16 protein-coding genes are annotated in these 22759 nt (G+C 63.9%); 12 read left to right on the top strand and 4 right to left on the bottom strand.

The genetic code is table 11. The features are described 5' to 3' along the window. Positions 1 to 130: 130 nt before the first annotated feature. Both KXR53_RS19705 and KXR53_RS19700 read right to left on the bottom strand, forming a co-directional pair. Complete coding sequence (locus KXR53_RS19705; RefSeq protein WP_437376968.1) at positions 131 to 1525, bottom strand: PleD family two-component system response regulator; 1395 nt, start codon at positions 1523 to 1525, stop codon at positions 131 to 133. A 409-nt stretch (positions 1526 to 1934) separates the two neighbouring features. Continuing rightward, positions 1935 to 3770, bottom strand: a complete 1836-nt coding sequence (locus KXR53_RS19700; protein ID WP_437376967.1) for a calcium-binding protein — start codon at positions 3768 to 3770, stop codon at positions 1935 to 1937. A gap of 575 nt (positions 3771 to 4345) precedes the next feature. On the opposite strand from KXR53_RS19700, the gene KXR53_RS19695 reads away from it, so the two are divergent. From KXR53_RS19695 to KXR53_RS19640, 12 genes are all read left to right on the top strand, one after another. Next, the gene (locus KXR53_RS19695; protein WP_437376966.1) at positions 4346 to 5491 is read left to right on the top strand and encodes a LysM peptidoglycan-binding domain-containing protein; all 1146 of its coding nucleotides are present in this window, start codon (positions 4346 to 4348) and stop codon (positions 5489 to 5491) included. Positions 5492 to 5888: 397 nt separating this feature from the next. Continuing rightward, positions 5889 to 7040, top strand: coding sequence for an NAD-dependent epimerase/dehydratase family protein (locus tag KXR53_RS19690; protein ID WP_437376965.1), 1152 nt, complete (start codon positions 5889 to 5891; stop codon positions 7038 to 7040). A 372-nt stretch (positions 7041 to 7412) separates the two neighbouring features. Beyond that, positions 7413 to 8411, top strand: coding sequence for a glycosyltransferase family 2 protein (locus tag KXR53_RS19685; RefSeq protein WP_437376964.1), 999 nt, complete (start codon positions 7413 to 7415; stop codon positions 8409 to 8411). Next, positions 8408 to 9238, top strand: a complete 831-nt coding sequence (locus tag KXR53_RS19680) for a glucose-1-phosphate cytidylyltransferase (RefSeq protein WP_437376963.1) — start codon at positions 8408 to 8410, stop codon at positions 9236 to 9238. The genes KXR53_RS19685 and KXR53_RS19680 overlap by 4 nt, the downstream gene beginning before the upstream one ends. A 70-nt stretch (positions 9239 to 9308) precedes the next feature. After that, entirely contained in the window at positions 9309 to 10487 is a 1179-nt protein-coding gene (locus KXR53_RS19675; protein WP_437376962.1) for a class I SAM-dependent methyltransferase, read from the top strand. Positions 10488 to 10611: 124 nt separating this feature from the next. Beyond that, positions 10612 to 12207, top strand: a complete 1596-nt coding sequence (locus KXR53_RS19670; protein WP_437376961.1) for a lipopolysaccharide biosynthesis protein — start codon at positions 10612 to 10614, stop codon at positions 12205 to 12207. Positions 12208 to 12569: 362 nt separating this feature from the next. Beyond that, entirely contained in the window at positions 12570 to 13883 is a 1314-nt protein-coding gene (locus KXR53_RS19665) for a methyltransferase domain-containing protein (RefSeq protein WP_437376959.1), read from the top strand. Next, complete coding sequence (locus KXR53_RS19660; RefSeq protein ID WP_437376958.1) at positions 13880 to 14689, top strand: glucose-1-phosphate cytidylyltransferase; 810 nt, start codon at positions 13880 to 13882, stop codon at positions 14687 to 14689. The genes KXR53_RS19665 and KXR53_RS19660 overlap by 4 nt, the downstream gene beginning before the upstream one ends. A gap of 41 nt (positions 14690 to 14730) precedes the next feature. Next, on the top strand, positions 14731 to 15342 hold the full coding sequence (locus tag KXR53_RS19655) for a PIG-L deacetylase family protein (protein WP_437376957.1): 612 nt from the start codon (positions 14731 to 14733) through the stop codon (positions 15340 to 15342). A gap of 41 nt (positions 15343 to 15383) precedes the next feature. Next, positions 15384 to 15971, top strand: coding sequence for a YdcF family protein (locus tag KXR53_RS19650; RefSeq protein ID WP_437376956.1), 588 nt, complete (start codon positions 15384 to 15386; stop codon positions 15969 to 15971). 345 nt (positions 15972 to 16316) lie between these two features. Next, positions 16317 to 17447: an MraY family glycosyltransferase gene (locus KXR53_RS19645; protein WP_437376955.1), complete on the top strand. Its 1131-nt coding sequence runs from the start codon at positions 16317 to 16319 to the stop codon at positions 17445 to 17447. A gap of 18 nt (positions 17448 to 17465) precedes the next feature. Next, positions 17466 to 18662, top strand: coding sequence for a glycosyltransferase family 4 protein (locus tag KXR53_RS19640; RefSeq protein WP_437376954.1), 1197 nt, complete (start codon positions 17466 to 17468; stop codon positions 18660 to 18662). Between the two features lie 317 nt (positions 18663 to 18979). On the opposite strand, the gene KXR53_RS19635 is transcribed toward KXR53_RS19640, so the two are convergent. Then, positions 18980 to 20533 carry an asparagine synthase-related protein gene (locus KXR53_RS19635; protein WP_437376953.1) on the bottom strand — a complete coding sequence of 518 codons (1554 nt, stop codon included), beginning with the start codon at positions 20531 to 20533 and terminating at the stop codon, positions 18980 to 18982. A 256-nt stretch (positions 20534 to 20789) separates the two neighbouring features. Further along, positions 20790 to 22706 (bottom strand): hypothetical protein, encoded by a 1917-nt coding sequence (locus KXR53_RS19630; RefSeq protein ID WP_437376952.1) that lies wholly within the window; start codon positions 22704 to 22706, stop codon positions 20790 to 20792. Between the last annotated feature and the right edge of the window lie 53 nt (positions 22707 to 22759).

Here is a 22759-nt window from a genome sequence, read left to right as displayed (position 1 = left end):
GCACGCCGGCTGCAGCGTAGTCTTTGGATCAAGATGACGCCTGTGTCGGGGGCGGAGCGGACAATCGGGCGGTCGGGGCGGAAGGATGCAAGACCCGGTCCCCGCCATCGGCCGATGAGGCCCGATCCGACTAGCCGCTCAGGGCAGCCCGACCGTCCTGGCCCGCCAGAAGCGTGATTTCGACCCGGTTTCGGCCCCGTGCCTTGGCGAGGTACAAGGCGCGGTCGGCCGCCCGCATCAACTCGTCGACGCCGATGTCGCAGGCCGGCGCCACCGCCGCGCCGATGCTGGCGGTCAGCGGAAACGCGCTCCCGCCGGCCGGGTTGAATTCCTGTGCAGCCAGCCTGGCCCGGATCCGCTCCGCCGTGGCGGCGACCTCGTCGAGGTCGGCGTCGACCATGACGACGGCGAACTCCTCGCCGCCGAGCCGGGCCACGAGATCCACGGCCCGAGTCTCGAGGCGCAGCCTCTCCCCCAGCAGCTTGAGCGCGGTGTCGCCGGCCTGATGGCCGAACTGGTCGTTGACGACCTTGAAGCTGTCGACGTCGATCATCAGCAGGGCGACGTTCGTGGCCTGGTTCGCCGCCAGAACGCTTCCCAGGTGCTGCATGAAATAGCGCCGATTGTAGAGGCCGGTCAGCGGGTCAGTCAGCGCCATCTTCAAGGCCCCGTCGAACGCGCTTCGCAACCGGTCCTGGTAGAGCTTCCTCCGGATCTGATTGCGGGCCCGGACCCTGAACTCATTCGGGTTGAACGGACGGGAAATCCAGTCGTTCACGCCCAGGTCGAAGCCGCGGAGGACAAGGTCTCGGTGATCGGGCTCGGCAATGAGGAGAAGAGGTATGTCGCGGCTGGCCACATTGGCCCGAAGCCGCGAAGCCAGGCGCAAGGGCTCGAATCCCCTCATCGAGAGATTGATGACGATCAGGCTGAGCTCCTGGCATGCGCTGATGGCGATGGCCTCCTCCTCGTTGGAGGCGCGCACCGCCTGGACGCCGTCTTCGCCAAGGGCCCTCTCCACGCTGGCCGCGCCGAGGTCCCAGTCGTCGACGATCAGGGCGCGTGTCCCGTTCACCTCGACCTTGCCGAGCGGCTCGGGAGCAAGGCCCAGAGCCCGCGTCGTCTCATGCCGGGCCCGCCATTCGTCGGAAAGCTGCTTGAGACGAACGAGGCCCTTGATCCTTGCGAGGAAGGTCTCCGTATCGATCGGCCGGGTCAAGAAATCGTCGGCGCCGCATTCGAGCCCGCGCAGCTTCTCGGCGGCGCCATCGAGCGCGGTGACCATGACGACCGGGATATGCATGGTCCGCTCATCCGCCTTCAGGCGACTGCAGGTCTCGTAACCATCCAGTTCCGGCATCATCACATCGAGGACGATCACGTCAGGTTGCCAGTCCTGTGCGAGCGCGATCGCCTCGGCGCCGCTCGACGCTGTCAAGACGGCATAATATTGGTCCTGCGCGACTACGCTCAGTATGTGAGCATTTGCTTCCGTATCGTCGACGATTAGCACCTGAGCTGTCATACGTTTCGTCTCAAGTTGAAATCATCGATGTAAAAAGTGGTGTCGCATTCAGTCAGCTATGTGATCAGGGCAGGCTCGGCTGCAGGTGCCCGTGTCGCAGTCACGGGAAAAGGATATCACGTCGGAACGGAATCTTACAGGATGACGGACTCCTCTGCCGGCTGAGAGCCACGGTCGTGCGAATGCGAGTCATATGCTGGATTCGAAACAGCTTCTCGCATAAAATCATATGAATGAGAGCGTTTCCGCTTCTTCGTCGAGCGGCTCTATTTGGTCGCGGCCGATGCGAACGGCGGAAACTTGCGGGCCGCCCCCCGGGCGCGGCTGGCTGAACCTCCGGGGGTGACAGCAATCGAACGGCGCCGGAGATCGGCGCCGTTCTCATGGTATTCCGCCAGAAGCGGCGGGTTCACAGCATGAAGTCGGCTGCGTTCAGCGCCGCCACGGCCACGCCGATCTCGAAATCGGCGTGACCGTCGCCATTGACGTCGCCGCTGACGATCCCGCCGGCGAAGCGCAGTTCCCCGGCATGGCCGCTGAAGGCGGCGGCACCGATGAAGCTGAAGGCCTGGTTGCCCGACACGCCGGCGACGGCGTCAACGTAGGAGAGGTTGATCTTGTCCTCCCCGGCGGTGAAGTCCGTGATCACGTCGCGGTCGGCGCCGACGGCGGAATCCACCGGGCTCATGAAGCGGAAGGTGTCCGCCCCGGCACCGCCGGTGAGGAGGTCCTTGCCGGCGCCGCCATCCAGGAGATCCTTCCCCAGGCCGCCGCTGAGGATATCGTTGCCGCCCAGCCCGGCGAGCGCGTTGTTGCCATCGTTGCCGACCAGACGGTTGGCCCCGGCATTGCCGATGGCGGTCAGCGCCCACAGTCCGAAGAACTGCACGTTCTCGACATTCTGGACCGTGCTGTCCAAGGTCGTCGAGAAGCAGGTCACGATCCAGTCGGTGCCTTCGCCCGCCTTCTCGTTCACGACATCGCCGCGGTCGTCGACGTAGTAGACATCGTCGCCGATGCCGCCGGTCATGGTATCGGCGCCGCTGTTGCCGACGAGGGTGTCGTTGCCATCGCCACCCGTCAGGGTGTCCGTTCCCGTGCCGCCCCGGATGAGGTCGTTGCCTGTGCCGCCATCGATGCAATCGGTGCCGGCGCCGCCGTCGAGGGTGTCGTTGTCGGCACCACCGTCGATCAGGTCGACCCCGTCGCCGCCAAGGATGATGTCGCGGCCGGCATCGCCGACCAGCCAGTCGTCGCCGAGGCTGCCGGAGATACCGTCGTCGCCCGTGTCGCCATAGATATCATCGTCACCGGCGCCACCGTCGATCGAGTCCTTGCCGTCGCCGCCCTCGAGGTGGTCGTAGTCGAGCCCGCCACCGAGAACGTCGTCGCCGGCGCCGCCCAGGACCACGTCTTCTCCTTCATAGCCGCTCAGCAGATCGGTGCCCGCTCCGCCATCCAGTATGTCGCAGCCGGCATTGCCGACAATGATGTCCAGCCCGTCACCGCCGCTGATCTCGTCGTTGCCGAGGCCGCCATAGACCGTGTCGTCGTCATTGCCGCCGTCGATCTCGTCGTCGCCATCGCCGCCGTCGATGAGATCGTCGCCGTCCTCGCCGAAGAGGTGGTCGTCGCCTGCATCGCCATTCAGCCGGTCGGCATCGGCGCCGCCCAAGAGACGATCGATGCCGATCCCGCCGAACAGGGTGTCCCGACCGTCGCGGCCCCAGAGGTAATCGTCGCCGTCGTCGCCATAGAGGACGTCATTTCCGTTGTCCCCGCTCAGTGCATCGGCCTCGGCGCCACCCTCCATCCGGTCGTCGCCTTCGCCGCCATACAGCGTGTCCCCGCCTTGCCCGCCATAAAGCAGATCATTGCCGTCATCGCCGTTCAGCCGGTCGTTGCCGCCGCCACCGTCGAGGAGGTCGTCGCCGTTGCCCCCGTTGAGCGTGTCGACTTCGTCACCGCCAGAAACCGTATCGTTCCCGTCACCGCCGTGGAGATAGCCGCCGCCATTCCCGCCGGATAGGGTGTCGTCGCCGCCATCGCCGAGAAGAAAGTCGTTGCCGTCACCCCCAGACAGGGCGTCATTCCCGTCGAGACCCGAGATGTGGTCGTCGCCGGCCAAGCCGTCGATAGTATCGGCTCCGCCTGAGCCCGTGATCACGTCGTCGCCTGATGTTGGGAAGTCTGCCATCTTGTCCTCATCAAATAAAAAAGAGTCGACGCCCTGGCAGGAAAGCAAAATCCGATGCGTTGATTTTTAAGTCTTTCTGCTCTTTACAGGTGCGTGGACCTAATGATCGGAGCTCCTTCGGCAATATAGACTTATAACATGGAAAGTAATCCACCTGCCATTTAGGGTATGGAGAGTTGCTCAAAGATCGGATGCTGATCGGCCGGAATAGAGAGAAAGAAGATAAAAATCATCCAAAATGCTGTATATCTTCTGCTGCCCGGTGGAGGGTGGGGCTAGCCTGGTCCTGCGGATCGACCGAAGGCTCTAAGCCGGGATATCCGTTTGTCGGGTATCGCCTCTCTCTGCCGTGTGGCGGGTGGGGTGCCAAGCGTCCCGTTGGGGGGTGGCCGGACACCGCTCTCATGACGGTCGTCGAATTCCGTCGGTCCCAGTGGCAGAAGTCGTTACGACCCACACCAGGCTGATCTACAAAAGAGGTACTCGTGTTGCATAATTTCTTCTTCTATCCTTGATCGAACAGGTGCTCTCGCGCCGAGTCCGAGAGTAGTCGGCGGCCAGAAGAAGCGGGGGTACACGGAGATGGACTGGACATCTCTTGGCGGCCTCTTTGCAGGCCGTGCATGGCTGGGCCGGTTCGGCACTTCACCTGGGCAGATCCAAAGGTGAAACACGGACTTCTGATTTATGGCGTGGCGCTCGCGCTCTTCCCGGCGTCATCGACCATCATATACAGGCTCGCGACCGAGTCACCGGAACCGCAGCCAGTCGAGCTGACGCCGGCTGCACCGTCGCTATCGCCCGGCGCCGATCGGCGGATGGCGTCGCTTGACCCGATGGACGGGGCGTCTGCCCCTGCTGCGGGCGGTGATGAGGCCGGGCGTGGCGTGGACGCCGAGCTCGAGGCCGAGGTGCGTTTCGACGCGATCAGGGTCAATTCGGGAGGATACCAGGTCATTGCCGGCCGAGGACCTGCCGGGGCCAGGATCACTCTGTTCGATGGTGAAGTGGCGATCGGTTCCGTCGATGCCGATGCCAATGGCGATTGGGTCTTCGTCTCGGAGGCGCCGATCGCGCCGGGTGATCATCAGCTTTCGCTGAGCGCAACCCGTGATGGCCGCACGACGGTCTCGTCCGATGTCGCGCTGGTCGTCGTGCCTCAGCGCGACGGGAGCGTCGCCGGCCTGACGGTGGGTTCGGGCCAGGGCGACGGCAAGCCGCTCGTTTTCCTGATCCCGAAAGCCGGCGGCGCGTCCACCATCCTGCAGGCGCCCGACGAGGCCACCCTGGGTTTACCCGGCTTGTCGATCGACGTCATCGATTACGGCGAAGACGGGGCGGTGATCATCAGCGGGCATGGGCTGGCGGGGGCCTTCGTCAGGCTTTACCTCGACAACCTTCCGATCGGAGAAGGCTGGATCGACGCGGCGGGCACGTTCCGCATCCCGGCAGGTCGCCCGATTGCCCCAGGCACGTATCGTCTGCGGGCCGATCAACTGGACGCTGAAGGCCGCGTGACCGACCGTGCCGAGACGCCGTTCCAGCGTGCAACCCCCGCTGACATTGCCGTGGCCGACGGGAGGATCGTCGTCCAGCCGGGCAACAGCTTGTGGCGGATCGCGCACCGCGCATACGGGCGCGGCACCCACTACACCATCATCTATATGGCCAATCGCGTTCAGATTCACGATCCGGACCTGATCTATCCGGGCCAGATCCTCACTGTCCCGGCTCCCCAGGCTCCAGCCCCAGCCGCTCGCCGCTCGTGATCAGCCGCCGTCGCGACCGGCCACGGCGCCACAAGCCTGCGTCGAGACGGCCGGCATTGCGGCGATGCGTCGACCGTGGCGCGTCTGGCGACATGACGCTCCGGATCCGGAGCGCGATGGGGCGCTCCGACGGCCTGCCGCCAGTCCAGCCGGGGCATGAGGATGAAAGCCCTACGCCAGCGATACAACATCCAGCAGTCGATCGTCCGGGCTCATCCTCCGATCAGGCGAATATGGGGGATCACCTGAAAGCAGGTGCAGGCCTCGCCAATTGTGCGGTGCCCTCGGATGTCCGTGGAAGGGAACGGCTCAATCCGATGGCGGCGAACACGGACGATTGCCGCGATGCTCCCTCCGATTGGACCTCTCGGAAGGCGATCACCCAATGACATAGCCTTTGACTCGTGCCGGCAAACCGGCGCCACGCCTGCAAGGCGAAGCTGTCCGTCCGTCTCCGCGAAGCAAAGAGGAACACCGGATGCGAGTTCTGGTTACTGGTCATCGAGGCTATATCGGCACCGTGATGGTTCCGATGCTGCTTCAGGCGGGTCACAGCGTGACCGGATGCGACAGCGATCTCTACGAACGGTGCACCTTCGACGCCGGCGGCGACATCGCGGACATCCCCAACATCCGCAAGGACATTCGAGACATTGCGCCGAGCGACCTCAAGGGCTACGAGGCGGTGATCCACCTGGCCGCCCTCTCGAACGACCCGTTGGGCGACCTCAATCCGGATCTCACCTACAGCATCAATCACCGCGGCAGCGTGCACGTCGCCCAGGCGGCGAAGGCGGCCGGCGTCGGGCGTTTCCTGTTCGCATCGTCCTGCAGCAACTATGGCCTGGCCGGCGACGGGATGGTCGATGAAACCGGGACGCTCAACCCGGTGACGGCCTATGGGCGATCGAAGGTGTGGGCGGAACGCGACATCTCCCGTCTGGCCGATGACGGCTTCTGCCCGATCTATTTCCGTCCCGCCACGGCCTATGGTCTCTCGCCCCGCGTGCGCTTCGACATCGTCCTCAACAATCTCGTCGCCTGGGCTGTGACGAAGGGGCTGATTTATCTGAAATCCGACGGCACGCCCTGGCGGCCGATCGTCCACGTCCAGGACATCGCACGGGCCTTCCTGGCCGGCCTGCACGCGCCGGTCGAAGCGGTGTTCAACCAGGCCTTCAATGTCGGGCGGACGGACCAGAATTATCGCATCCGGGAGATCGCCGCAGCCGTGGCGGAGGTCGTCCCCGGCTGCCATCTCGAGGTCGCGCCGGATGCCGGCCCCGACAAGCGGTCATACCGGGTCAGCTTCGAAAAGATCGCCCGGGTTCTGCCCGAGTTCAGGCCGCAGTGGGATGTGCGCAAGGGGGCCGAGCAGCTCTACGCCGCCTATCGCTGCTCACGCCTGACGCTCGAGGAATTCGAGGGGCCCCGCTACCAGCGGATCAGCCATATCCGGAAACTCATGACCGAAGGGATCCTCAACAGCGACCTTCGCCATGTGGTCCGTGCGGATACACAGGGCCTGGAAGCCTACGCCGCCGAGTGACGGCGCCACATACCAACAGGGGCGCGAGCCGGGATGGGGCTTGGGACGGGATCCGGGGCGACGTGACGGATATCGGCGCCGACCGACACCCCGGATCAACCGCATGGCCGATCCGGCTGCGCCCTTGGAGGTATGGGGTCTCCCAATTTCCGAGTGAGGGAAAGGCTCCGACTTCCATTAGTATTGCTGTTGTGGTCTAGTGCTGTTCTTAGCGAGTGATTTTCAGTTTTCTGAAGACGTTTAATATTGTGATTTGCATCGATCGTTCTATCCTTTTGTTTATTGAAAGTGATAGTTGCGTTGAATTGGGCAGTGGAGGTGAGCCATCGATTCCAATTTCGGCCCCCAGGGTCGAATTCGAGAGGGGCTGTCATGGATAATCAGAGGCATCGAATCTCGATCGGCTTGCCTGTTTACAATGGTGAGAACTATCTCGCCGAAGCGATCAGTTCGGTCTTGGCTCAAACCTATACAGATTTCGAGCTCATCATCTGCGACAATGCATCGTCGGACCGGACCGAGGAAATCTGCCGACGCTACGCCGAGGCGGATCCCCGCATCCGATATCATCGCAATCCCCGGAATCTGGGCGCGAGCGCCAATTTCCGCCGGACCTTCGAGCTTGCCACGGGCGAGTATTTCCGCTGGCTCGCGCATGACGACGTGCTGGCACCGGAATACCTCGAGCGCTGCGTGGCCGCGCTCGACCGGGAGCCGGACGCGATCCTGGCCCAACCGCTCGTCGGCATCATCGACGCGAAGGGGGTCGTCACGTCGGTCGGCGACGATGGCCTCCAGCAAGCAAGCTCTCCCCGGGTGTCGGACCGGTTCGCGGTGCTGGTCAGATACCCCCGCCGCTACTGGGAAGTATTCGGGCTGATCCGACGGGATGTCCTGGCCAAGACGGGCCTGCTCGCCCCGTTTACCTGCTCCGATGTCGTCCTCAGCATCGAGCTGGGGCTGCTGGGGCGCTTCGCTCTAGTGCCTGAGCTGCTGTTCCTGAACCGGCATCATCCCGAGCGTTTCAGCCAGGCGGTCCTGATCGACCGGGCGGCGTCTCTACGGTGGTGGAACAACAGCGATCGCGCCCGCCTGATCGATCTCTGCCCCACCTGGCAGATCCAGCTGAACTCCTTGAGGGCGATCCACAAGCACGTATCGAGCCCGTGGGAGCGCAGCAGGCTCTATCTCACGCTCCTCCGCCACGTCCTGACGCGATACACGCTCTCGCGGCTGGTCATCGAGCCGATCACCGCGGCCGATCCGCGGATCCTGAGGATGGGGCGGCTGGTCAAGAGCTGGCTGCGGGCCCGGAAGGTTCCCGATTTCGGCACGGCAGGAGCCGGATCCGGCCCCGAGGTGCGGAAATGAAGGTCGCCATTCTCGCCGGTGGCAAGGGGTCTCGGCTCGCGGAGGAGACCGGGACCAAGTCGAAGGCCATGGTCCGGATCGGAGACGATCCGATCCTCTGGCACATCATGAAATACTACGGCTCCTTCGGGTTTTCGCATTTCGTCGTCGCGCTCGGATATCAGGCGGAGTCGATCAAGACATATTTCGAGGCTGCGGGCTCCGGCCCTGTCATCAGCGACGGCCCGCGGACGGTCGTCTATCCGAGATCGGAGCCAGGCTGGACCGTCGAACTGATCGACACCGGTCTCGAGACGCTGTCGGGCGGCCGGATCAAGCGGCTCGCCCCGTATCTCGGCTCCGAGCCGTTCATGCTGACCTATTGCGACGGGCTTGCCAATGTCGACCTCGACCGGCTGCTCGCCTTCCACGCCTCGCATGGCCGGCTGGCGACGCTGACGGCGATCCATCCGCAGGCGAGGTTCGGCCGTCTGTTGCTGGACGGCAATCGCATCGCCGCGTTCCAGGAGAAGATCGTCAATCCGGACGAGTGGATCAATGGTGGATACTTCGTCCTGAATCCAGAAATATTCGAATACATCGCCGGAGATACGACCCAATGGGAGCGAGAGCCGTTGGCGGAGCTGGCGGCCGACGGCGAATTGATGGCTTATCGGCATCAGTCCTTCTGGCAATGCATGGACACACTGCCGGAAAGCCTCCTGCTCAACGACCTTTGGCGTAGAGGCGATGCACCCTGGAAACGATGGGCGCTGGCCATGGTCGGCTTCGGGATGGCATCCCCGCCGGCCGTCCAGTCGGCGCTCAAGACCCTACTCTTCTGCTGAGATCTCGCCACGGAGGCCGGTGCGCAGTCGGATCATCCAATGCGTGCGCGACGTTCCAAAGGAGTTGGCCATGCCCGTTGATTCCGCCTGCCCCAGCTGCGGGGGCGCGGTGGGCGCCTCGTTCTATGACCTGCCCGCGATCCCGACCAACAGCTGTCTGCTGATCGATGACCGCGAGGCCGCACGCGACTTTCCGGTCGCTCCCCTGCAGCTGTCCTGCTGCCCGGGCTGCGGCTTCATCTTCAACACAGCCTGGGAGGAGTCGCGCACGGTCTATTCGGATGCGTATGAGGAGACGCAGGGCTTCTCCCCGACCTTCAACGCCTTTCACGAGCGCCTCGCCCGCGACCTGATCTCCCGGCACGATCTTCACGGCAAGCGCGTGGTCGAGATCGGCTGCGGCAAGGGGGAGTTCCTCGCCCTGCTGTGCCGGCTCGGGGATAATGACGGGATCGGCTACGACCCGAGCTTCGTGCCCAGCCGCCTCGATGCCGCCGCGGCCGGGCGTGCCCGCTTCATCCGCGAGTTCTTCGACGAGGCGACCGGGCCGGTATCGTGCGACTTCCTGTGCTGTAAGATGACCCTCGAGCATATCCCGGATGTCGGCCGCTTCATCGGCATGGTCCGTCGTGCCCTCGACGGGCAGGAGGGCACGCACGTCTTCTTCCAGGTCCCCAATGCCAGACGGGTGCTACAGGACGGGGCCTTCTGGGACATCTACTACGAGCACTGCTCTTATTTCACGGCGCACAGCCTCTCGAGCCTCTTCGAGCGCTCCGGCTTCGCCGTTGACCGCGTCTGGACCGACTATGACGACCAATATCTGATGATCGAAGCCCGGCCGGCAGGCGCGCAGGGGCCGGTTTCGGTCGACACCGATGCGGTGGCCGAGACCCGGCAATGGGTCGAGGCGTTCCTGCAGAATGTCGGGGCCGCCACCGCGGCCTGGCGGCAGCAGCTGAAAGACGTGGCCTCAGCGGGCAGACGGACGGTGCTCTGGGGATCGGGTTCGAAGGCCGTCGCCTTCCTGACCACGCTCGGCCTCGATGGCGAAGTGGCGTCGGTGGTCGACATCAACCCGTTCCGCCACGGCCGTTACCTGCCGGTCACGGGGCACCAAATCATATCCCCCGATGAGCTGTCGACGATGCCGCCCGACCTGGTGGTGATCATGAACCCCGTCTATCGCGACGAGATCCAGAAGATGCTGCGGGCTCAGGGCTGCGAGCCCGAGATCCGGTGCGTGTAGCCATGGACGGGCTCGTCATCGATCGCCGGAGGTCCGACCCGGCGTGCCGCGGCGTGGCGGGCGGAGGGGGCGACCTGTGCCGCGCGGCCGCTGGCACTTCCCGGGTCTCACCCGGAGGACGCTCGTGATCGGCCGCAAGATCGCCCTTGCCGTCTCGGCCTCATGGCTCAGCCAGGTGATCCGGATCGGGCTCAACCTCCTCATTCTCCCGATCCTCTTCCATGCCATGAACCAGGAGGAGCTCGGGCTCTGGCTCATTCTCGGCCAGAGCACGATCTTCCTCGGCATTCTCACGGAGGCTGGCTTTACGCCCACCATCACGCGACGGATCGCCTTCGCAGCCGGCAAAAGCCGGGCCGGGCCCGACCAGCCGCTGGACGAGGAGGTGCGTCGCGATCTCGCGGATTTGCTGGCGTCCGGAAGGATCGCGTTCCGCTTCGTGTCCATCGGCGTGTTCGTCCTCACCTTCGTGCTGGGCAGCCTGTATCTTTGGCAGCTGGATCTGCGGGAGGTGTCGCCGACCACGGCCTGGGTCGCCTGGACCCTTCTGTGCATCGGCTATGCCACCACGACATGGTCCGGCCTCTGGACGGCCCTGACGACCGGCCTGGGCTATGTTGCCGCGGGAACGATCATCGTCACCGTGATCGGGGTCGCGACCCTGCTGATGCAGATGGCGGTGGCGCTTGCCGGTGGCGGCCTTCTTTGGCTTTCGATCGTTGCGGCGATCAGCGGTGTCGCGGTGCGCCTGGCAACCCGCCTCTATGTCCGGCGCCGGCAGCCGCAACTGTTCTCGGCCCGTGGTCGCTGGGACCGGACCCTCATGCGCGGCATGATAGCGCCTTCGATCCGGTCATGGCTCACGGCCGTCGGCTTCGCCCTGCTCTTCAAGACGGACCAGTATTTCATCGCGCTCTATGTCGATACGACCCAGGTGCCGGCCTACTATGCTGTCTACGCGCTCCTCCACAATCTCGCGATCCTGGCCCTGGCCCTGGGGCAGACCTCCAGCGTCTATGTCAGCCAGCTTTGGCACAGCGGCTCGCTGGAGAAAATTCACGACATCGTGCTGCGCAGCCTCATCATCACCCTGATCCTGATGACCTGCGGTGTGGCGACGCTCCTGGTCGTGGGCAAGGATCTCATCAGCGTCTGGATCGGAGCCGACCATTTCGCGGGCTACCCCGTGCTGACAGCCCTCGGCGCCATGTTCTTGCTGTGCGTGCAGCAGAACGCGATCCTCACCTTTTCCCGGGCGACCGAGAATGAGGTCTATGCCGTCCCCTTCCTCGTGGCGGGGGGGCTGAATCTCGTCCTGTCCTGGGCGCTCGTGCAGTATATGGGGTTGCTCGGCGCGCCCCTGGCCACGCTGCTGGCCCAGATGCTGACCACCAGCTGGATCGTCCTGCGCGACGGTCTGCAACGGTTGCAGCTCTCCATCGGGACCTATCTTCGGACCTGCCTTCTGCCGCTGCTGCCGATCTCCCTTGCGACCTATTTCGCGACGATGGCGGTCGTGAGCGGATCGGCGCTGCCCAGCGCCCTCGACCGCCTGCTGGCCGGCACCGCGGTCGCAGGATGTGTGTGCCTCGCCGGCCTGTGGCTGTTCGGCCTGACCGCAGCCAACAGGGCCCAGGCCGGAGCGGCGCTCCGCGCCGCCCTGCGCCGCCGCCAGCCCGCCAGTGCAGCGCGGCCGGAGCCGCCGATCCATTCCGGCTGATCACGTTCCGCGGGCCGGCTGCGAGCGTCTCCGGCGCGATGCGGGCCGTTTCCCTTTCCTACTCATTTCGTGGTAGCGCGCGACCCGATTGCATTACTTGAGTGACTGGTGTCGGCGCGAATAATTAAATCCAGTTACCTGCACCGATACATGTTAACTCAATCTTAATGGTGTGATCGTTCAAATCTGCTTCGCGGCTACACTTCCATCGAGCGCCAACGGCGTCTGGCCGCCGTTCGTAGAGAATCAGCCATGAAACAGATTTGAAGATTTGATGAAGCGGGGCCTGGCCTCAGTTTGCGGCTGTCGTCCTGGCGGTCGCTCGACACCGGAAAGGCGCAGCGGCGTCTATGGAGATCGGGATGAATGTTCAGCTGATCGATACATCACGCGAGATTGTTGACGCTCCGCATGAGGCACGGCGTCCCGCTGCCGCCCGCTGCCGCCTGTGCGGCAGCGGGCTCGAGCATGTGTTTGTCGATCTCGGTTCGTCGCCGCTTTGTCAGACTGTCATCGCTCCCGAACAGCTCGACGAGATGGAGCCGCATTTTCCACTCCATGTGCTGGTCTGCGGAGAGTGCTTCCTCGTCCAGCTCCGGGAATATGTCAGCCCGGAGAACATCTTTCGCGAGTATGCCTATTTTTCATCCTATTCGACGACCTGGGTCGCGCATGCCAAGACCTATTGCGAGATGATCAAGCAGCGGCTCGGGCTCGGGCCGGACAGCCTGGTCGTCGAGATCGCGAGCAACGACGGCTATCTGCTGCAGCATTTTCTGCCGCTCGGCGTCCCCGTGCTGGGCGTGGAGCCGGCGGCCAACGTCGCCAAGGTGGCGATCGACAAGGGCGTTCCGACCTGGGTCGACTTCTTCAGCTTCGAGCTGGCCGGGAAACTCGTCGCGGCGGGCAAGCAGGCCGATCTCATCGTCGGCAACAACGTGCTGGCCCAGGTCCCCGAGCTGAATGATTTCGTCTCGGGGCTGGCCCGGCTGCTCAAGCCGGAAGGCGTCATCACGCTGGAGTTCCCGCATCTCGAGCGGCTGATGGCGGAGAATCAGTTCGACACGATCTATCATGAGCACTTCTCGTATTTCTCGCTGGTGACGATCGATCGGCTGGCGGCCAGGCACGGCCTGCGGCTCGTCGATGTGGAAGAGCTTCCGACCCATGGCGGCTCCCTGCGGGTCTATCTGGCCCATGCCGGCTCGGCCCGGCCGACCGCGACGAGCGTCCCCGATCTCCTCGCCCGCGAACGGCGTCTGGGCTTTCACGACATCGCGACCTACGCGTCCTTTGCCGAGCAGGTTCGCCGCACGAAGCGCCGGCTCCTGTCCTTCCTGATCGCGGCAAAGGATGCGGGCAAGACCATCTGCGGATATGGGGCGCCGGGGAAGGGCAACACGCTGCTGAACTATTGCGGCATCGGCCCCGACTTCCTGGATTTCACGGTCGATCGGAACCCCTACAAGCAGGGCCAGTTCACGCCGGGCATGCGCATCCCCATCCATCCGGTGGACGCGATCGACTCTGCCAGGCCCGACTACATCCTGATCCTGCCCTGGAATCTCAAGGATGAGATCGTTCAGCAGATGCGCCATGTCGCCGAGTGGGGCGGAAAGTTCGTCGTCCCCATTCCCGAGGTGGCGGTCATCGATCCGAAGGAATTGCCTCGATGAAAGTGGTTCTCTTTTGTGGCGGCCTGGGTACAAGGATCCGGGAATACTCGGAGAGCATCCCGAAGCCGATGATCCCGATCGGACATCAGCCGATCCTGTGGCACGTGATGCAGTATTATCGGCAATATGGCCACACCGACTTCATTCTTTGTCTGGGCTATAAGGCCAATGTCGTCAAGGACTTCTTTCTCAGCTACCGGCCGCAGAATTTTGCCGACTGTGTCGTTTCGGGCTTCGGCACCCATGTGGAGCTGTTGAGCGAGCCGGACAAGGACTGGCGGGTCACCCTCATCGACACCGGAATCTGGCGCAATATCGGCGAGCGGTTGTGGGCCGTGCGGAATCACGTACAGAACGAGGAGATTTTCCTGGCCAATTACAGCGACGGCCTGACCAATTGCGATCTCGACGACATGATCGACCGCTTCAAGAAGAGCGGGAAGATCGCCTGCTTCATGGCTGTCCGTCCGCCCCTGACCTATCACCTGGCGAATATCGACAAAGACGGCGAGGTGCAGGATTTCCGTAGCTCCGATTCGTCCGACATCTGGATCAATGGCGGCTACTTCCTGTTCCGGCGCGAGATCTTCGATTTCATGCGCGAGGGCGAGGAGCTTGTCCTGGAGCCGTTCCGGAGGCTCATCGAGGCAAATCAGCTCATGGCCTACAAGCATGAGGGGTTCTGGCGCTCCATGGACACGCTGAAGGATCGGCAGGCCCTCGAGGATCTGGTCGAGCAGGGCAAGATGCCCTGGCGCGTGCAGAGCCCCTCCAAGAACGAGGCCAAGACCCTGGTGCTGGCCTGATGAGGGCATTGGGTCTCGCGCGGCCGGGTGAAAACCTGTCCGTGCTCTGTCTCGGTGCGCATTCCGACGACATCGAGATCGGGGCAGGGGGCACGCTTCTGTCATGGATCGCGGCCGGGATCCGGCTCCATGTCCATTGGTGCGTGCTCAGCGCCGCCGGCCCGCGCGCGGCGGAGGCGGAGGCCTCGGCCGCCGCCTTCCTCGCCGGCGCCGCGAGCTCCGTGGTCGAGCTCGCCGATTTCAGGGACAGCTTCTTTCCGTACCAGGGGGACGAGATCAAGGCCTGGTTCTCCGAGCTAAGGGCCCGCAGCCGCCCGGACGTCATCCTGACCCATCGCCGGACCGACGCGCACCAGGATCACCAGGAGACCTGCCGGCTCACCTGGAATGCCTTCCGCGACCATCTCATCCTCGAATACGAGATCCCGAAATGGGATGGCGATCTCGGCCAGCCGAACCTCTACGTGCCTCTCGACCCCGATGTCCTTGAGCGCAAGATCGAGCTTCTTCTTGCCCATTTCGGGACGCAGCGGTCCAAGGACTGGTTCGATGCCGAGACCTTCCGGGGGCTGGCCCGCCTGCGGGGCATGGAGTGCCGCGCGCCGGGGCGCTATGCCGAGGCCTTCGTCCTGCCCAAAGGGCTGGTCGGTTGACGTCGCCAGGATCGAGGCCTGTCCGCGGAGACGTTGAGGTGATGAAGCCCCGATTCGCCAGGATCCGCCGGATCTGCGTGGTGATCATGCTGATCTCGCTCACCAGTGGCGTGGCCGTCGCCGCGGCCTTAAAGGCCGCCGAACCGCTGCTTCTCGTCCGAACCTCCCTCGAGCCGGCCGATGTCATCGTCGTCCTCGGTGGCAATGGGCCGAGCCGGGCCTGGCGTGCAGCCGCCCTCTACCGGCAGGGGGTCGCGCCGAGGGTTCTCGTGACGGGCATCGACGATTGCGAGAGCATCCGAAGCCACATGGTGGACTCGGGCGTGCCTCGGAACGTGATCCAGATTGAATGCGCCGCCCGAAACACCTGGGAGAACGCCGTGTTCTCGGCTCCCATGCTGACGGCGATGGGCGCACGACGTGCCGTCCTGGTCACGAGCTGGTTCCACACCCGCCGGGCCCTCGCCTGCTTTCGGCAGGTCTTGCCGCAGCTGGAATGGATGTCGGGGCCGGTCGAGCGCGACGAATCCTACCGGCAGATGATACGCGACAACGGCGGCCTCATGGTCCTGAAGGAATACCTGAAGATCGCATGGTATTCGCTCCGATACGGCCTCGTCGCGTTCTGACGGCTGCCCACCATCACGTCCCCAGGCCTTGGCGGTGCGATGGTGCCCGAAAATCTCCGTGCTGCAGGCGCCCGCCTCGTCATCCCGCCAGTTGTCCTCCGAAGGGCGAAGTGGCCGGGCTCCTGCAGAAGGGGAAGGCCCGCAACGGGCGCGAGATATTCGCAGGTCGAATCCGACCCACCGGTCCAAGGGCTTTGTCGTCCCCTGCGCCCAAAGACTGCGTCCCCATGTCGGAATTCTCCTTCCGGATAGAGCGGACCACCAGTTTGTCCGAATCGAACAAAGCGGGGGCCACTGCCTAGAGTTTCCGAGGCGGACTTCGGGTCGCCGTTTCATCCGGCCTTTATGCGCCGTCCCGGCGCTCCACGAAGATTACGATTCCTGAAAGGGGGCGCGATGCCGAATTTTGCCGCCCATCTATTGAACGGCTTTCTCCTTGCAGTGGTTCTGGTCGTCTGGATGCAGCGGATCGCCCCCAGATTGGGGCTCGTCGACCGCCCGACCGCACGCAAGGCGCATGAGGGGCTGGTCCCGGTCTGCGGCGGGCTCGCGATGTTTGCCGCCTATGTCATCGGAACATGCGTGCTCGAACCGTCGTGGCGGGCCCCCTGGTCGTTCATCGGCGGGCTCGCGATCCTCGTCGCCGTCGGCGCGGTCGACGACCGCATCAATCTGCGCCCGCTCTGGCGGCTGATAGCCCAGGCGCTGGCGTCGATCGCCATGCTCGCCCTCGGCAACCACGCGATCGGCAATTTCGGCAGCGCCTTCCTGGACGCCCAGGCCGTGGCCGCGGATCCGATCCTGTCGGCCCTCGTCTTCTGCGTCACCGTCCTGTTCGTGGTCGGGCTGACCAATGCCTTCAACATGATCGACGGGCTCGACGGTCTGGCCGGGGGGACCGCCGCCTCGGCGCTATTCTGGCTGGCGCTGATGGCCTCCTTCCTCGGGCGCAGCGTGGCGATCACGCAGCTGGTCCTGCTGCTGGCCGTGGTTCTGGGCTTCCTCGCGTTCAACATGCGGCATCGATGGCGGCCGCGCGCACTGGTGTTCATGGGCGATGCCGGCAGCACGATGCTGGGCGCCGCGATCGCCTATTTCATCGTCGATCTGTCCTCCGGGCCGCAGCCGACCATCCCGTTCCCCGTCCTCCTCTGGGCCTGCATCATCCCGGTGGTCGACACGCTCAGCCTGATGGTCCGCCGGCTGCATGCCGGCCGCAGCCCATTCTCCCCCGATCGCTGGCATCTGCACCATCTGCTCCTGGAGCGGGGCCTCACGCATTCCGCGGCGACGGGCCTGATCGTCGGCCTGTCGATCCTGTTCGGTGCCATCGCCTATGTCGGGACCGTCTTCGCTGTCTCCGATCAGCTGCTCACCGTCGGGCTGCTGCTTCCGGTCGCGATCCATTGCTGCTTCGTCTGGATCTCGGTCCGCCGGACGCGGCCGCTTCGGCCGACGGCCCCCACGCGCATGTGACCCCGCAGGAGCGCCCGGATGAAGCTCGCCTATTTCGGCTATCCCCATATCGGCGGGACCTATTCGGTGTTTCGCCACCTGCGCACCGGCCTCGCCGGCGCCGGGATCGAGCTGCGCTGGCTGGGTTGCGGCCCGAATGCCCATGCTGCGGCGGACAGCCCGATGTTCCGCACGGAAAGGGATTACGGCAACACGGTCGGCCGGCCCGACGACGATGACCATGCGCGCACGCGGGCCGTGGTGACGGCCGTCGAGGATGGCTTCGACGGCGTGTTCGTGAACGTGCTTGCCGATCCTGTCCAGACCAACGCCGTCCGCTATCTCGATCCGCGCATCCTCCGGATCATGATCGTCCACAACATCACGCCGGGAACCTATGCTGCGGCCCGCGCGATCCGCGACCATGTCCATGCGACGGTCGGGGTCTCGCCGCGGATTCAGGCTGATCTCGTGCGCCGGTACGGCTTCGATCGCGGCTGGACGGTCGCCATCCCGAATGGGATCGATACCGCCAGATTGGCATTGGCGCGGCCCGAGCGAACGTCGAAAGGCCTGCGGGTGCTCTATCTCGGGAGGGTCGAGGACCAGGCCAAAGGCGTGCTCTGGCTGCCGCGGATCTTCCGCGACCTGCCGCCCGTCATCACCCTCACGGTGGCCGGCGACGGACCCGACCTCGCTCGGCTGAAGGCACGGTGCACAACTCTCGGAAGCCGTGTCCAGTTCCGAGGCGCGGTGGCGCCGAGCCTGATCGGCAAGCTCCTGGCGGAGCATGACGTGCTCCTGATGCCTTCCCGGTTCGAGGGTTTGGGGTTGACTCTGGTCGAGGCCATGGCCGCGGGCTGCGTGCCGGTCGCCTCGCACATCCAGGGCGTCACCGACCTGTCGGTCGAGCACGGTGTGAATGGATTTCTCTTTCCCGTCGGCGACACGCGGTCGGCGGCCCGGGCGATCATCCGGCTCGCCGAAGACGGGGCCGGTCGTGCGGAGATGTCCGCCAGGGCGATCCGGAAGGCGCGTGACCACTTCGGCATCGGCCTCATGGCGGAGCGCTATCGCGACCTGATCGAGAGCCTGCGATACTCGCAGCCTGCAATCGCGTCGTCGCTCGACCTTGCAGGGTGGCGCCTTCCGTCGGGACTGAGGCCCGGCCTCCGGACCTATCTGCCGACTTCGCTGAAGAACGCCATCCGGACGCTGCGCGAGCGTCAGGCCTGAGGCACCGGGTCCGGCATCAGGATCGCTTCCCTGGCGGTGTGTTGCCGCGGCGAAGCGATCGCCGCGATCTCCGGCATGGCCCGACACCGCCCCTGAATTGAGGTGCCACCTCGTCCCGATGCAAGGTGTTGGCGGAATGCGACACCAGGCGCCGCAGGCAGGGCCGCACGGCTGGTCGGATGATCTCGGGCGCAACGGGTAGGAGCATTGCAATCGGCTGCATGCGCCGGCCTGCCGCCGAGCGGCTCCCTCGCCAGAGCTCCCGGGCGATGCCCCTCCGAGGTGCGGTACGATAACGGCGCCCGTGCCCCGGACAATCAGGAGTCCAGGCTGCGCCTCGAAACCTGCTCGATCCACTCGTTGCCGAACACGGCGCACCACATGAAATATTCAGTTTGCGGCGGCAGCTTCTGCTTTGCTGCCAGCTTCGGCCTGATGCCAAGGAGGAACTTTCGATCGAGAAAGCGACCCAGCGGCGACCGTGGTTCCAGCAATTTGTCGAACGCCGTCAGAAATGCCTTGTGCCCAAGCTTGTCGGGCATCGAGGCCACAAATCCGCTCTTGGCTCGATAGACCATCGCGGCTGGCACGTGTTGCGCCAGCGCTGCCTTCAAGACCCGCTTCACTTCCGTCCCAGATCCGGCCCAATCGACTGACGCGAACGCCACATCGATCATGTCTGGTAGAAGGTATGGGTACACAACATCCAGTGACGTCCCGTCGAATAACGATCGCGATTTCTGCGCGGTAATCGAGGCACAGCCCAGCGAGAGATCGAACGCCGCCAGCTGCAGGCGAGGATCAGGCGGCGACATATGAGGCAGCCATTGAAGCAAGTGCGTTTCGATGGCGCTGATGATGTCCTTCGACGGGTGATAGGCAATGCCGCGCAGCGCATTTTCAGCAATAGCCGCAAACGGATGTTGTAACTGATCGGCGCGGCGAAGAATCCTCAAATAGTACTCGAGTTTGCTTTGTCTGCCCCAGGCCCTCGTTGTCCGATATGCCATGGCGCCGAGTTTCCGGCTCCATGCCGGTAGCGAATAGACACGCTGCCATTGCATTGCCCTGCCGAATTCCCCAAAGCCTGAGTCTGCTCCTGTCCCTTCAAGAACCACTCCACCGGATTCGCACTGCGGAATGATCGCACGGATCATCGCGCATGTCGGAGCTGCCGAGTGATCACCGAACAGAGTTCGGTAATATAGGCCGGCATGCTGCAGCACATCGGCGACATCGGAGCCGCTGGCATCCTCTACGATCCGCACGAACTTCAGCCCGAGATGCCGGGCCATCTGCTCCGCAAGCATCGACTCCGGGTCGTTCGGGCCGAAGCAGTAGTTGACGAGGGTGACGTTCTTCAGCCCAAGGACAGATGCTCTGGCTGCGAGGAGCCCCGAATCAACCCCGCCGCTGAACAGAATGGTGACCGGGCGCCCAGCACAGTGCTCAAGCAGACAGCGATCAAGTGCAGCTACGACCGTCGAGATCTGCTGCTCGATGTTCGGCGAAGGCGCGGCTTTGGACAAAGATCTCGGAGACGGTTGCTGGGGAATTGTTTGTGCGTTGGTGCCGGAAACCGTCGTGGTTGTGCCAGGGACAAATCGACGAATTGCCTTCCAGGGGCTGAGAGGCGGAACAACCGCACCGAACTGCAGGTACGAATAGATGGCCGCCTCGTCTAGTTCGTCGTCAGCCGCATGCAAGGTTCGCAGATCATCGCTTACTCGAAGCGGCATCGCATCTGTCCTGTAGTACAGCTGCTCTGTCGCGGTCAGCGGAACAGTTATCTCTGCTGCGGACTGCTTCTCACACCACTGACGGCTCATCGGCAACGGCGTCCTGCTACTTGCGAGCTCTCTGATCATCATCTCAATATCTCCACCGTGCACTGTGCCAGGTGCCGATTGTCGGCGGTATCCAGCCAGCGATCACAACAGCCACTCATCAAAAAAGGCGTGCAGAGACTGTGGCATCTTGCTGAAATCGGGGTCGCAACACTGTTCGGGCTCCTCCGGCCGACGGATGGACGGAGAAGCGGCCGGGTTCTTGGGTAGCGGCACCCGGAAGGCCGCCGGATGGGAAGGATTATTTCCATAACGCGCCATACGGCCCCAGCCAGGATCACTAGGAGCCAGATCGATCCATTGGATAACCTTCCGGAAATGGCCGGTTGCCAGCAGGTGTGATCTGACGGCCGGCATCGGTATCGTTCCATGACAGCCCTGGCGTGATACGCGAGGCCCTGATGATGACATCATGCAGCCTCGGCACGTAGAGCTGGGTTCCCGCCGTCGGGCCGGGGCCAGCTTTCCAGTCAATGTCGAAATACATGGAGTCGGCCTCGCCAGTGATATCGGTGATGATGCCCCAATTCGGCGACCGTACCGCGTCAGCGTAGATGATCGCGCCTTCCCAGGTGGCACGGCCCCAAATCTTCTTCCCATCGGACGAGGAGGATAGTGAGGGAACCGTCAGCCGTCGGCCGTCCCAGCTCACCCCATCCTGACCGACGGTCAGGCTTTCGGGCGGCCATTCGGCAAAGACCGGCCCGGCGCCGACAAATGCGCTGCCGGCGACGTCCACCTGTTGCGTCGTCCATGAGCCTTTGAACGCGAGCGGCGCGTGCGCGACGCCGCGGAGGGTTGAATCGATGGCGCGCAGCTGGCGCGGCGCGATCCCGTAGCCGCTGGTCACATTGGAATTCTTGAACAGCAGATAGTCCACGCCGGTTCCTTCATACAGATCCGCAGTGGTGGTGCCGTCGAACACGACCATGCTGACCAGCTTGTCCAGTTCGCCGCTCAGCACCGATCCGCCGCTGACCCGAGCGAAGCGAGCCTGCGTCGGCACGAAATGGGGGATGACGCAGTTCTCGAAACTCATGTCGAGGGCAGCGGCATAGAGCTTGTTGCCTGGCGAACCTTTGTCGGGATCGGCCAGGAACTCGATATCCTTGATGCGTGCGCGCAGCGTCAGGCGCTGGTCGTCACGATCGATCGCGTAAATGCGAGCGACGCCGAGGGAATTCGGATCCTGGAGGGTTTCCCAGTAATTGTCCTTGTGCCTGTGGCGAAGAGGCCGGTCCAGGACGACCCTCCTGCCGCTGATGGACACCACCTTCGCGTATTCGAAATAGCGGATGTTGGGGGGGAAGCCGTACATCTGCTGGTCGTAGGAACCGACCATCACGTAGCGGCCGATTGGGAGATTGCGGGCGTCGCTCGCGTTCTTCAGCATCACAGCATGATCGCCGACGGCTGTGGTATCGATCTTATAGCCGATCGATCTCGGTTGCTCGCAGATCCAATCGCCGACCGGACGAACGCACTGAAAATATTGACGGCCCAGCTGTAAGATGGCGGAGGCGATATGGTAAGGGCCGTTCGGCGCGATGTTGCGCAACTTCGCACGGACGCCAGGAGTGTCGCTCCGGATCTCGAGGTACTGGATCCCGAAGGTCCAGCGATTGTTCACATAATCGTACTGGCGGCCGCCATGAAAGATGATCGTCGGCCTCAGATTGCCGTCTCCCACCGCTTTCTGATCGAGGATGATAGCGCGCCGAATCTTCATCAGGACTTCGGTGTAGTCGGCGCCGACCGGCGTGCCGTACTCACCGGAGTCGACCACATAGTCCCGATGAAGAATGTCGTTCCTGGTTCGGCGGGCGGTGACCCCGGCCACCACCTCGAGCGTGACCGGGAAGTCTGCGACCCTCGAGATATCCCCCCGGTTCCGCACTGACGTCTTGAAGGCGTAGGTGCCGGCGGCGAGCGGCGTTTCGGCCGACAGCATGCCGGTGTCGGCATCCACGGTCATGCCCGCAGGCGCGCCCGAGATCGAATAGGAATAGGCGTAGCCGAATTCCGACCCGCCCCATGCTTCGAGATAGCCGACCGGGCCAGTTTCCATCGACGAGATGACGAACCGCGATTCGGAGAGCCACCTGGCCGGGCTTGCGGCTGAGGACGTGTCTTGACGGGCGGCCGCCCCCGAACACGCCAGGAGCAGCGCGGCGCAGATGAGACGCTTGATGATCATGGCTGCAAACAGCGCCGAACCCTCTGGGACCTCGCATCTACATATCGCGCATG

The sequence above is a fragment of the Inquilinus limosus genome (assembly GCF_051487185.1).
Classification (GTDB): Bacteria; Pseudomonadota; Alphaproteobacteria; order DSM-16000; family Inquilinaceae; genus Inquilinus; species Inquilinus limosus_F.
Note: the sequence above shows the minus strand (reverse complement) of the source record. Positions and strands in the feature narration are given on the sequence as shown.